11 protein-coding genes are annotated in these 12,168 nt (G+C 38.5%); 2 read left to right on the top strand and 9 right to left on the bottom strand.

From position 1 onward, the window contains the following. Window positions 1–79 precede the first annotated feature (79 nt). The 5 genes from B0I26_RS09940 to B0I26_RS09915 all read right to left on the bottom strand — a co-directional run bounded on the left by B0I26_RS09940 (window position 80) and on the right by B0I26_RS09915 (window position 6,731). Window positions 80–1,762: a glycoside hydrolase family 13 protein gene (locus B0I26_RS09940; RefSeq protein WP_111645295.1), complete on the bottom strand. Its 1,683-nt coding sequence runs from the start codon at window positions 1,760–1,762 to the stop codon at window positions 80–82. A gap of 302 nt (window positions 1,763–2,064) precedes the next feature. After that, a complete protein-coding gene (locus tag B0I26_RS09935) occupies window positions 2,065–3,168 on the bottom strand; it encodes a nitric oxide synthase oxygenase (RefSeq protein WP_111645294.1) in 1,104 nt (367 codons plus the stop codon). Between the two features lie 153 nt (window positions 3,169–3,321). Continuing rightward, entirely contained in the window at window positions 3,322–4,776 is a 1,455-nt protein-coding gene (locus tag B0I26_RS09930) for an alanine/glycine:cation symporter family protein (RefSeq protein WP_111645293.1), read from the bottom strand. Window positions 4,777–5,202: 426 nt separating this feature from the next. Continuing rightward, window positions 5,203–6,165, bottom strand: a complete 963-nt coding sequence (locus tag B0I26_RS09925) for an AimR family lysis-lysogeny pheromone receptor (RefSeq protein WP_220084973.1) — start codon at window positions 6,163–6,165, stop codon at window positions 5,203–5,205. A gap of 338 nt (window positions 6,166–6,503) precedes the next feature. After that, window positions 6,504–6,731, bottom strand: a complete 228-nt coding sequence (locus B0I26_RS09915; protein ID WP_220084972.1) for a helix-turn-helix transcriptional regulator — start codon at window positions 6,729–6,731, stop codon at window positions 6,504–6,506. Between the two features lie 159 nt (window positions 6,732–6,890). Here B0I26_RS09915 and B0I26_RS09910 point away from each other — a divergent pair, with 159 nt between their 5' ends. Further along, window positions 6,891–7,268 carry a helix-turn-helix domain-containing protein gene (locus B0I26_RS09910; protein ID WP_111645290.1) on the top strand — a complete coding sequence of 126 codons (378 nt, stop codon included), beginning with the start codon at window positions 6,891–6,893 and terminating at the stop codon, window positions 7,266–7,268. Window positions 7,269–7,379: 111 nt separating this feature from the next. Here B0I26_RS09910 and B0I26_RS09905 read toward each other — a convergent pair whose 3' ends face one another. Genes B0I26_RS09905 through B0I26_RS09890 form a run of 4 tightly spaced genes read right to left on the bottom strand, consistent with a single transcriptional unit; the run spans window position 7,380 to window position 11,120 of the window. Then, entirely contained in the window at window positions 7,380–7,757 is a 378-nt protein-coding gene (locus tag B0I26_RS09905) for an STAS domain-containing protein (protein ID WP_111645289.1), read from the bottom strand. Window positions 7,758–7,789: 32 nt separating this feature from the next. Continuing rightward, a complete protein-coding gene (locus tag B0I26_RS09900) occupies window positions 7,790–8,221 on the bottom strand; it encodes an ATP-binding protein (protein ID WP_181502826.1) in 432 nt (143 codons plus the stop codon). Window positions 8,222–8,234: 13 nt separating this feature from the next. Continuing rightward, window positions 8,235–9,371 carry a SpoIIE family protein phosphatase gene (locus tag B0I26_RS09895; RefSeq protein ID WP_111645287.1) on the bottom strand — a complete coding sequence of 379 codons (1,137 nt, stop codon included), beginning with the start codon at window positions 9,369–9,371 and terminating at the stop codon, window positions 8,235–8,237. A gap of 18 nt (window positions 9,372–9,389) precedes the next feature. Then, window positions 9,390–11,120, bottom strand: coding sequence for a methyl-accepting chemotaxis protein (locus B0I26_RS09890; RefSeq protein ID WP_111645286.1), 1,731 nt, complete (start codon window positions 11,118–11,120; stop codon window positions 9,390–9,392). A gap of 391 nt (window positions 11,121–11,511) precedes the next feature. Here B0I26_RS09890 and B0I26_RS09885 point away from each other — a divergent pair, with 391 nt between their 5' ends. Further along, window positions 11,512–11,949 (top strand): hypothetical protein, encoded by a 438-nt coding sequence (locus B0I26_RS09885; RefSeq protein WP_111645285.1) that lies wholly within the window; start codon window positions 11,512–11,514, stop codon window positions 11,947–11,949. Window positions 11,950–12,168: the final 219 nt, after the last annotated feature.

The following is a 12,168-nucleotide window of genomic DNA, read 5'->3' as shown; positions in this document are numbered from 1 at the left end:
ATATGATGCTGTCTACAAAAAGTAAAAACCCCCTGCTGATCCGCCATTTTTTCGCGAATCGTCAGGGGATTTTCCGAGGCTATTTTAACAAATATACTCTCGCTTCATACGGCTTTAGCGTAAATATTTCGATTGCTTCTTCTCCATTCACATCATAATTGCTGATTAACAGCTCTTTCGTTGTAAATGTAATCTCTTTCGGCAGCTCAAATATCGGCTGATCAGCGGAGAAGTTTAAAATCACAAGCAATTTTTCATTTTTATGGGTTCTTGTGTACGCATAAATTTGTTCATGCTCCGGCAAGATGATGTCATAACTGCCATACACAACAATCGGATATTGTTTGCGCAATTGAATCAGTTTGCGATAGTAGTGATAAATCGAATTAGGGTCTTCAACGGCCTTCTTGGCGTTAATTTCTTTATAATTTGGATTGACTTTCATCCACGGTGTTCCTGTCGTAAAACCGGCATTTTCACTGTCATCCCATTGAAACGGCGTACGCGCATTATCACGGCCTTTCGCATAAATCGCTTCCATTACTTTTTGCGGATCTTCATCGTTTTCCATGACTTTTTCGCGATACATATTTAATGTTTCGATATCTTTGTAATCATCAATCGAATCAAAGCGAACGTTCGTCATCCCAATTTCTTCGCCCTGATAAATGTAAGGGGTTCCTTGCAGCATATGCAAAAATGTTGCCAGCATTTTCGCTGACTCTACGCGATACTCTTGATCATTTCCAAACCGGGAAACCATCCGCGGCTGGTCATGGTTGTTTAAATATAGACTATTCCAGCCAACGCCTTCTAAACCTTTTTGCCATTTTGTAAAACTTTCCTTTAAATCTCTCAGCTTCAGCGGACGTAAATCCCACTTTCCATTCGGTCCCGAATCAAGATCAACGTGCTCAAACTGGAACACCATGTTTACTTCGTTGCGATCTTCCCCTGTATAAAGCTTTGCCTCCTCTACGGTCACTCCCGGCATCTCTCCTACCGTCATGACATCATACTTTGACAGCACTTCTCGATTCATTTCCTGCAAAAATTCATGAATGCGCGGACCATTCATAAAAAATCGGCTTCCTGACACATATTTTTTCCCTTCCGGATTAGGAGCGTCCGGAAGACCAGGCACCTTAGAAATAAAGTTAATCACATCCATCCGGAATCCATCGATTCCTTTATCAAGCCAAAACTTCATCATATCGTACACTTCTTGGCGGACCTTTGGATTTTCCCAGTTTAAGTCAGGCTGCTTTTTGCTAAATAAATGCAAATAGTATTCTCCCGTTGTCTCATCGTACTCCCAAGCCGAACCGCTAAAACATGACTCCCAGTTATTCGGCTCTTTCCCCTCTTTTCCCGGGCGCCAAATGTAGTAGTCGCGATATGGGTTATCTTTTGATTTTCTTGATTCAATAAACCACGGATGCTCATCAGACGTATGATTCACAACAAGGTCCATCATGAGCTTCATGCCGCGTTTATGTATTTCCGCAAGCAGTTCTTCCCAATCTGCCATCGTTCCAAATTCATCCATAATATCGCGATAATCACTTATATCATAACCATTATCATCGTTCGGGGATTTATAAACAGGAGAAAGCCAAATGACATCTATTCCTAAATCTTTTAAGTAATCCAGCTTGGAAATAATTCCTTGAATATCGCCAATTCCGTCTCCGTTTGAGTCTTTAAAGCTGCGCGGATAAATTTGATAAACGACCGATTCTTTCCACCATTGCTTTTTCATGTTTGTCACACTCCTATACCATATATCATATACTTAGCAAAGCGATAAGCCTGACCGTTTTCTTCCTTATAATATCATTAATATATGTTAAAATAGCAACCGTTTCCGTAAATGAACAAAAATTTAACATGTTCCCCGAGAAGTCTCCCCTCTAAGCAAAGTGTAGGTGGGAGAGATTCATTTTAACGGTTTCACGTTAGCTCGTTCAATCATTTGATAAGACCGATTCTATTTTCCAAAGCATGTTTGCCGCCGTTTCCTTTAAAAAAGCGACACCTGTTAGGCATCGCTTTTCTAATCATTTACTTCATTTTTTCATAAGGCCGCTCCTGATAAAAATAATTCGGTGTAACCGTTATGTTGTCATAATTTTTATGGAAAATGTGAGTAGTCGCCGGAGAAACAGGAGGTATGAGCCATGTCCAGTCCCCTGTTACATGACGGCAAGCCTGCTGCTCTTTTTGTTCAAACAGCTTAAATTGCTGTGCTGCCGTATGATGATCGACAATGCTGACACCTGCTTTTTTATAAGAGTGAAGCACAGCAATATTTAATTCTATTAACGCTTTATCTTTCCAAAGCGTTGCGTTTGTACTCATGTCTAATCCCATGCAGGAGGCGATTTTCGGAAGCATATTGTACCGATAATCATCGGCAAAGTTTCGCGCCCCAATTTCTGTTTCCATATACCAGCCGTTAAAAGGGGCTGCTGTATAACGAATGCCGCCAATTTCTAAACACATATCAGAAATAATCGGAACAGCATACCATTTTAACTGTAAATCTTGAAACCACGAAAACTGAGGATGTTCAATTGGCACTTCTAAAATCAGCTCTTTCGGAATTTCAAACCATTTCGGCTCCTTCCCCTTTACTTGAATCACTAAAGGCAAAATATCAAAATGCGTTCTTTCTCCTTTCCATCCCATCTGTTCGCACGCTTTCGTAAAAGAAATCGAAGAAGAGTCGCCGATCACCCCGTGCTCCGCTTCATACCCCGCATAGCGAATGAGCTGATGATTCCAAATCCGCACGTTCTCTACACCATTCTCCACCGGTTTAAACACCGTAATGGCCGGACGTATTTTCCCTTTATTCGTGGCAAACTCAATATGCTGCAGTAAACTTTCGAAAATTTCTTCCTCCGTCTCTAAATGTCTGGCATCAAAGACGTGCAATGTCTGCCAAAATAACCGGCCGATGCAGCGGTTGCTGTTGCGCCAGGCCATTCTTGCCCCGTGCTCTAATTCTTCGTAAGAATGCTTGTAAAAACCGGTCGCTGCAATTTCTTTTTTTATTTCTCGCAATCTCCGTTCAATCTCTGCAGCACTTTTGCCTAACTCGTTATAGCAATTCCTGATAAATATTTCCGCTTCCTTCCACAATTGTTCCCTGCTGTTCAACATATCCCCTCAATTCTGTCAAGATTGTTCTAACAATCATCTTAATGGAAATTAATCTTAAAACGTTATCTATAGTTTGACAATTTTGTTAAGGAAAAAAATTAAATAAAAAAGCAGGAACCTTTAATCGGCTCCTGCTTAACAATCTATGAAACATTAAGAAACCTGTTCTTTATCTTTCTTAAACTCGTTTACCCAGTAGTCGGCATTTTTAATACCGAGTTTCACAGGGTCAAATACCGGATCAAGCCCCTGTTTTTTCTGTTCCTCGTAATCTTTTAACGCTTTTAGCGCCGGTTTAGCAAGAATGACAATCGCAATCACATTTAACCAAACCATGATCCCTAAACCGACATCACCTAATGCCCATGCAAGGCTGGCTGTTTTTACAGCCCCGTAGAATGTGGCGCCGAGCATCACGATTTTTAAAGCAAACGTTGCCCATTTGCTGTATCTTCCGCGTGTTAAATAAGCAATATTCGTTTCTGCAATATAGTAATAGGCCATAATCGTTGTGAACGCAAAGAAAAATAATGCAACAGCCACAAAACCGGCTCCAAAACCAGGTAAAACGGTCTCAATGGCCGCTTGTGTATAGGAAGGTCCGGGCTCGACATCGCCTAAGTTGTTCACAATATAAGAGCCGTCCGGCGCCTGAGTGTTATACATTCCCGTAAACAAAATCATGAATGCTGTTGCCGAACAAACGAGCAATGTATCCACATAAATCGAGAATGCCTGCACTAATCCTTGTTTAGCTGGGTGAGACACTTCAGCAGCTGCGGCGGCATGAGCACCAGTACCTTGGCCTGCTTCGTTCGAGTAAATTCCCCGCTTTACTCCCCACGAAATCGCCATGCCAACAATACCGCCAAATGCAGAATCCAAGCCAAAAGCACTTTTGAAAATAAGCGCAAAAACATGTGGCAATTCCGTAATGTTCATCACAATAATGATAATGGATAAAAGAATATATCCAAGCGCCATAAAAGGAACAACATATTGCGCCACAATCGCAATCCGCTTTACCCCGCCGAAAATAATGCTAGCCAATAAAATAACTAAAATAATTCCTGTAACAGTCGGGCTCATGCCAAATGCATTTTCTAAGCCTGCTGCAATCGAATTCGATTGAATGCCAGGCATTAATAAACCAACCGCCAGAATGGCGGATAACGCAAACAAGACAGCATACCATTTCCATCCTGTTCCTTTTTCAATATAATAAGCAGGTCCCCCGCGGTATTGACCTTCCTGCTTCACTTTATAAATTTGTGCGAGCGTCGATTCAACAAAGGCGCTTGCCGCCCCGATAAAGGCAATCGCCCACATCCAAAAAACAGCGCCCGGTCCGCCAAAAGCAATAGCTGTTGCCGTTCCAGCGATGTTGCCTGTTCCTACACGGCCGGAAAGCGCAAGGGATAGCGCTTGGAAAGAAGATACCCCGGCATCGGAGCTTTTTCCTTGAAACATGAGCGTAATCATATCTTTTAAATGCCTGACTTGCAAAAAGCGTGTCATAAGCGAAAAAAGCAGCCCGACACCGAGACAAAGATAAATCATCACCGGGCTCCACAGAATCTCATTCAAGCTGTTTACAAACTGCTCCAAATAAGCCCTCTCCTTTGTTGAAATTTTTTAGTTATTTCGAATTATAAAGCAAATACTGTTATAAAACAATGTATTTTTTTGTTAATTGTATTAATATAATATTTAAAAATAACTTATCTTTATTTAAAGCATAGAAGCAGTTGTAAATGATGAGTGATGCCAACTAAATTTAACAAAAGAAGCGCTTACATTGAATCATTTTAATATATGTCAGCTTTTAACATATGTTTCCATGTGTTGCGAAAAACTTTTTCAGAACCATGTTAAATATTTTCTTGGCAATTGAGCATGAAATAAATCCCCGCTTTTCAAAAACTCTTCTTCTGCAAATTTCATCAATCGTATATCGTTTGAGGCAAGCGCCTTAAAATAAATTTGAAACGGAGAAAGTTTACCTTTTTCTTTTGCTATTTCTTCTAAAATATATTATAACGCTCTTTCCTTAGATTCTTTATCCGGCTGCACAGATAGATAATAGGCCTGCTCCGTTTCCCCCAGCAAATATAGATTTTGATATACTCCATTCGTTATTTTTATAAAATCATGTACCGCCAAAAGCATATGTTTACGATTCATAAAGTTCTCTGACAGTTCTAAGCGATTGAAATGTTCGATCGCTTTCTCAATATAATAAATGCTTTTATGATAATCACTGTAAACATACATTTCAGCTAACAAACATAACATAAAATTCACTGATAACGGAAAATTATCGAAGTTTGATATGTTTATTATTTCTCTTGCGATTCGAACGGCGTTTTCCAGCTGCAGCTGTTTCATATAGTGAATTGCCATGATTTCTTTTATTCGCATCATATACGATTCTCTTATATAGTAATTCATTATTTGTTTCGATAGATTTAAAGCATGATCGGCAATGGGCAAAATCAATGAATAAGAGTGTAAATCAAGAAAGCTATACATTGATAAAATTTTTATTAAAACTTGAGTTTCCGGTATCTCAATCTCTTTTCCCATTTTAAACTTAATCATTTCTAACTCATTGTAAAATTGAATAGGAGATAATTGACCTTGATTACGTTTTAACAAGAGAGAATATAAGTCACTAAAATTACTTGGATATATATCGATTAAGCGAAATAACAGTTCATAAAATCCATTATTTGAAGCCCATTCCATCGCTTCCCTAACATCCTCTTTATTTTCAGAGCTTAAACAATACTCCGCAATCAATCGATGCTGCTGCCTTTTATCATCAAATAAAAGATGAACGATGCGCAAAAAATCGCGAAAATGAAATTTTCTTGTGCCGCGAAAGCATTCATTAATACATGCTACCGTAAGATTCAACATCCGGGCTAAATAAAACTTGGAAATTTCTTTTCGTTCCAGCTCTTGTTCAATCTGTGATATTACATACTTCACCATATCACCTTCGTTCAAGCCCCATATTTTCCGTTGCTGCGTGTCAACAAATACAGATATCGATTTAGGTTATGAATAATGTTTTTATTAATATTATCCTTTGCTAAGATACATTCAGCTTAACAGGGTGCAACCCCCTCTACTCCATTCGCAAAAGCGTCCGGAGATACTTTCTTCACGAGCTGATACGCGCCATTAACATCCGCGTTGATGAACATCCCTTTATTGCTTCGAAACAAACCTCTTTCCATTCTTCTAACTTTTCCTGAAATTCTCTTTATGTACTTGTCTAAAATGATATAAATAAGGTTATCTGCTTACCTCTCTAAGCCATCCCTTTCTTAATCTGTTTCATTTTCTGCAATATCAAAAATAAAAAAATTTTCATAAGATACTTTATACATTTGGGCTAATTTCATAAGTTCCTCTGCCGTAAACGATTGTTGACCGCTTTCTTTCCGGTGATAAGGATAGACCGTATTAAACCCCAGCATTTTTGCGACATCTTCTTGTGATAATCCTTTGTCTTTTCTAAGTTTTCTTACTTGAGCGAGATTTACTTTCACCACTATTTCACCTCTTTGTTGCAATTTTTACAACTTTTACCTCGATTATAAATTTCATTTTTCGCAATGTCAAACACTTTTTTTCATTTTTCGCAATTTTATTTTGCATTTTTAGCAATTATGATATGATTTTTCTAGAAATACGAGGGAGTTACGCGAATCATGAGTACACTTGGTCATCGTTTGAAAAAATTAAGAGAAGAGCATAACCTTACCCAAGAGCGGGCCGGGAAAATTTTCGGTCTTACCAAATATCAAATCCATCGCTATGAGTCAGGTGCAAGCAGCCCTGATCCTGAGATGATTAAAGAATTCGCTGATTATTACGGTGTATCTGCCGACTATCTCCTTGGGCGCACCGCTAATCCACATGGGACAAGAGATAAGGAAAGCACCCCTGAAAAAACTGCCGATCCTTCACTTGATTTATTTCTTAAAGAACTGAAAGAAGCTCCTGAAGAACAGCGCGAACAGCTTCGAAAAATATGGGAAATTATTAAAGGAGAAGATAAGCAAAAGCCGCAGAACAAGGAAAGCTGAAATGTTCAGCCTCGGAAAAAATTCTAGAGGACTTTCTTTCTTGGAAAGCAGATTTTCCAAAGAAAATTTTCCAAAGAAAAAAGTCCTCTTATTGCTTGCCTAATGCTCCTTTCAACATTGCTCATTTATCTCTTTTTCATCTTTTACAATGGCCATAACTAAATCGAGCTTAGCAATTTTAATGATCCTTTGAATAACCGGATTATTGACGACTAACGTCATCGTGCCATCGTGTTGCTGTACCATTTTAAAAAAATAAATGAGCAGCGCTAAACCTGTACTATCAATAAATTCCATCTCATTCATGTCAAACACATAATGTTTGCTTTTTTTGTTTTCTTCAAATATAGCACGAAGCTTATCTTTGGCCATCTGCTGATTTCCGTATACAAGCTTTCCTTTTAAATAGATTTTCGTATAGTTTTCTTTCTTCTCATAGCTTATCTCAATAGTCGGGTTATGATGCTTATTTTTGATTAATTTTTCCATTTTTTAACTCCCCTTAAAAACATCGATGAACGTTAATTGGAAAACTTTTTTGTGAACTTTAATAAAAATATTTGCTCATCGATTCGCTCAAACGAAACTTTATCCATAAGCGTTTGGATGAGTAATAATCCTCTTCCTGATTCTTCCCATAAAACTTCTTCAAACTTCTTTTCAAGCAACTGCGCTAACACATCATCCGGAATTCCTCCGGCATGATCATAAACAAACACTTCTATCCGATCATTTTCATAAATACGAATCATCAGTTTAATAGGCATGTTTTCGATATCGGTATATTTTGAACATGTAGCCTGTACCGAATTAATAACTGCCTCGTGCACAGCCAGTTTTAGTTCATTCTTCATTTCAAGAGCAAAGAACGAAAATGTCTGCTCACATATTTGATCGCAAAACTCAATCGACTCTATTTTTGCTGGAAACGTTATCGTTAATTCATACATCATTGAATGACTCCCGTTATTCATTCAGAAGTGTAACTGCTACAAGACAGATATCATCAGAAATGGTTGCAGCGGTTTGAATTTCATGTTTCAGTTGCTGAATGAAAAATTCATTTTCACAATGATGATACTTTTTCATGAGTCGTTCCAGTTTTTCTAAATTCGCAGTAACCGATGGGGATAATGAATCCAGCAATCCATCGGTATACATAATAATTCGCGCCCGCTTCGAATAAGAGATTTTCCCTTTTGTAAAAGGAACATCAACAGCCGAACCGACAACAAATCCTCCTTCTTCTAAATAAACAGCGGCTTGCGCTTCATCTTCAAGCAGCATCGCCGGCGGATGCCCGGCATTAATATATTCAATGGTTCTATGCTTCGTATCGATCACTAAATATATAGCAGAAAAATGGTGAGGCAGGTCCCCATCGCTTTCTGAAAACAAGTTTTTCATATGTTTTTTTAACTCATCGAACACAACGATTGGATCTCTAGCCCGCACAATCAACCCGCGCAACAAAGAGCGGAGAGACATGCTTACAAGCGCTGAAGATAATCCATGACCCATCACATCAATGACAATAAGCCCGTATCGGTGCTCATCCATTTGATAAAATGTATACATATCCCCTGACAGTTCTTGAGACGGAATGTAAAGCGAATCAATAGCAATTTGTTTATTGCAAACAGGCTGAGCAAGTACGCTCTGTTGAATCTTTTTCGCAAGTTTTAGTTGCCGCTGACTCTCTATTTCGTCCTGCTTCCGTTTGGTTATATTCGTCATGCTGCAAACATATATTACCGAACCTTGCTTGTCGTTTGCTTCAGCGAGCGATACGCTTACATAAACAAAAGAGCCGTCCTTTCGCTGACAGATCATTTCTTGATCTTCAATGACTTCTCTTGTCTTTTTTACTTTGTCTAATAACCGTGCATATTGCTTTTCACTTTCTCCTGAAACAATCGGGACCGGCCTCTGTAAAACTTCTTCTTCCATCCAGCCAAATTCCTTTTCAGCTTGTTTGTTCCATACGAGTACATGTTGATTTTCATCTAATACAATGGCAATCGTCGGCAATTTTTTGATGATGCGATACAATATTTCCGGCTGTTCAGCCAACCGTTGATACACATTGCTTTCATTCTCCATCGCGAAAAACCCTCTCTGCTACTCTTCTTTGATTTTAAAATTAGAAACTTGTAAGCGTAACTGTTCAGAAAGTTGCGCCAATTCAGTTGCATTTTTCATAATATTATTTACTGCATCGGACTGTTCATCTGTAGAAGACGATACTGCTTCAGCAATCGCAGATGTTTCTTGAATGACTGACGAAATTTGTTCAATGGCATGCAACACTTGTGCCACATCATCATTTAACGACTGGAACAAAGCTTTCATATTTTTTGTATCTTCTTCTGTCTGTTGGACTTTTTCAACAATGGCTTTAAGCGCTTCTCCGCCTTTTTGAATAATATTTACTTGCCCTTTTACCGCTTCAAGATTGCTTTCCATTGTTTTAACGGTCACAGATGTTTCGAGCTGGATATCTTCAATCAGCCGGATAATATCTTGTGCCGCTGTTTTCGATTGTTCGGCCAATTTGCGAATCTCATCAGCTACTATGGCAAAACCTTTTCCGCTTTCCCCTGCCCGCGCTGCTTCGATGGCCGCATTTAAAGCAAGTAAATTCGTCTGATTCGCAATATTGGAAATAACCGTGATGATTCCTCCGACCTCATCCGATCTTTTCGCCAAGTTTTGAATCGCATCGGTTGCATAGGTGACGGTGTCGGTGACTTCGCCTAAATGTTCAATCGCTTCTTGCATAGCCTGTTGTCCTTCTTTGGCATGTTTCGTTGCCGTCACCGCATCCTGCACAGTTTCTTCTACCTCTTCTGAACCTTTATTCAGTCTCCTCATTGCATCTTCCATCATGCGCAAAATAACGGTTGCTTCTTCTGTTTGTTTCGCTGTTCCTCTTGCCGTTTCAGACATGGAAACGGCAATTTGCTCTGCAACTTGTTGCGTAATATCAGCGCTTTTTACTAATTGCTGCGATGATTCGTTTAACTGTACCGTTGTCATGTGAATTTCCGAAATAATTTGATTTAAATCTTTGACCATCCGCGCAAACGCTGCCGCCAATTTCCCTATTTCATCTTTTCGATTCGTATTAAACGCAGCTGTTAAATCTCCATTGCTTACTTTTTCCACTTGTTTCGTTAATATAATAAGCGGCTTTGTCAAAATTCTTGAGAACAAATAAATGACAAATAAACTCACAAGTAAAATCGCGACCGTTAAAATAAGCATGTTGCGCTTGTTTTTTTGCAAAAGTTCATAAATCGCCGTCGCATCATAATCAACACCTAAAATTCCTAAAAGCTCACCTGACCGATCTTTAATCGGTACATAAACGGTTAATAAAGCACCGTATTCTTCCGTATCTGACAGCTCCCCTTCCGCCGTTTTTCCTGTATTAAACGCCTCTATCATTTTCGGAAACTCTTCTTCTTCTACATCTCCAAGATCGGAAGCATCTTCGGACTCAAGCGGCATTCCATCGACCACATAATAATACTTATATGTTTCTCCCGATTTTTCACGAGCCATTGTATAAAGATACTTTAATCCGTTTGCCTCGCGAATTTCATTTAATTGTCGGCGCAATTCATAGTAATAATCGGTTTTTCCGCTTTCAGGACGAATATCACGGTATTTCTCTATATCGATCATGCTTACCGCATATTCACCAATCGTTCTCGCCTGTTCGCTAATAGAACGAATAACAAGATTCGATGATGATTGAAAAATGATATAACTTAAAATCAGCTCGGCAATAAGTATGATAACAGAAAAGACAATCATCATTTTATACTTCAAGCTTCTCAGAAACATCCCCTCCCATAGAACTATTAAAATATACCTATATCATAAATTGTATTAAATAATGAATGTATAAGAAATACAAATTAGACATAAAAATGTCATATTTTCATTCATTTTTAAGAAATTGTATTTTTTATGTTCATCGCCAAAAATGTAGTTGACAAACAATTGATTTTGTGAAAAGTGCGTTAACACTTATTGTTAATTTTACTTTTATTATCATTTAAACGTTCTTTAGAGCACTTCTATAAAAAATCAAGTACATTTTTACGCAAGAATTTGCACAAAACGAACATATGTGCTAAAATAAAACTAACTTGTATAAGACTGCTCTTTGAAAACGGAAAACTGTGCAGTCAGCACTCCTGTTTAAACTGCCGCAATTGAAAGGAGGATTTTGATGAGTGAACAGCTGCTGCTCCAACAAATACTCGATAAATTAAATAGTATTGAAGTAAAATTAGGTAATTTTGAAATCGGACAAAAGCAATTAGAACGGGAACAAAAAGCTTTAATCGACGGGCAGAAACGGCTCGAACTCGAACATCAGTCCTTAAAAGCCGGACAACAGGAACTGAACCAGCTCGTTACTGCCATTCTGCACCGGCAAGAAGAAACAGATGCTAAATTAGAAGCTCTTTCTATGGATGTTCACAAAATCCACGGTGAAATAACCGCTCTCAAGCAAGATCTTCAAGAACTTAATGAAAAAGTAGATTCTCACCACCAACAGATTACCGAACAGCTGGACAACCTTAAGCTCGACGTTGATTTTACATTCCATAAAACGACTATGAATGAGCGTGAACTCTATAAAATGAAAAGCAAACTATTTTGAACCTCTCACCTTCGCTTAGAGATTAGGAGACTTCTCGGGGAACATGTTAAACAATGGGGGAGTTCAAAAGCACAGAACTGGTCGTATATTAGACAATAGAACTTATGATGAATATCCAACACTCGTCAGCACTCAGCCTTGGCATTTAAGGCTTTTTCTTTTTACCGCAAACATAAACATATACTCGTTTGATAAGAGTAAAATGATTTTTCATAAACC

It is taken from the genome of Paranoxybacillus vitaminiphilus, from assembly GCF_003259935.1.
In the GTDB taxonomy this organism is placed as follows: Bacteria; Bacillota; Bacilli; order Bacillales; family Anoxybacillaceae; genus Paranoxybacillus; species Paranoxybacillus vitaminiphilus.
This window is presented reverse-complemented; position numbering and strand designations above follow the sequence as displayed.

Coding starts and splice junctions, on each gene's coding strand:
- B0I26_RS09940 (WP_111645295.1), bottom strand. CDS start 1,762: ATGAAAAAGCAATGGTGGAAAGAATCGGTCGTTTATCAAATTTATCCG.
- B0I26_RS09935 (WP_111645294.1), bottom strand. CDS start 3,168: ATGTTGAACAGCAGGGAACAATTGTGGAAGGAAGCGGAAATATTTATC.
- B0I26_RS09925 (WP_220084973.1), bottom strand. CDS start 6,165: ATGGTGAAGTATGTAATATCACAGATTGAACAAGAGCTGGAACGAAAA.
- B0I26_RS09910 (WP_111645290.1), top strand. CDS start 6,891: ATGAGTACACTTGGTCATCGTTTGAAAAAATTAAGAGAAGAGCATAAC.
- B0I26_RS09905 (WP_111645289.1), bottom strand. CDS start 7,757: ATGGAAAAATTAATCAAAAATAAGCATCATAACCCGACTATTGAGATA.
- B0I26_RS09900 (WP_181502826.1), bottom strand. CDS start 8,221: ATGATGTATGAATTAACGATAACGTTTCCAGCAAAAATAGAGTCGATT.
- B0I26_RS09895 (WP_111645287.1), bottom strand. CDS start 9,371: ATGGAGAATGAAAGCAATGTGTATCAACGGTTGGCTGAACAGCCGGAA.
- B0I26_RS09890 (WP_111645286.1), bottom strand. CDS start 11,120: ATGTTTCTGAGAAGCTTGAAGTATAAAATGATGATTGTCTTTTCTGTT.
- B0I26_RS09885 (WP_111645285.1), top strand. CDS start 11,512: ATGAGTGAACAGCTGCTGCTCCAACAAATACTCGATAAATTAAATAGT.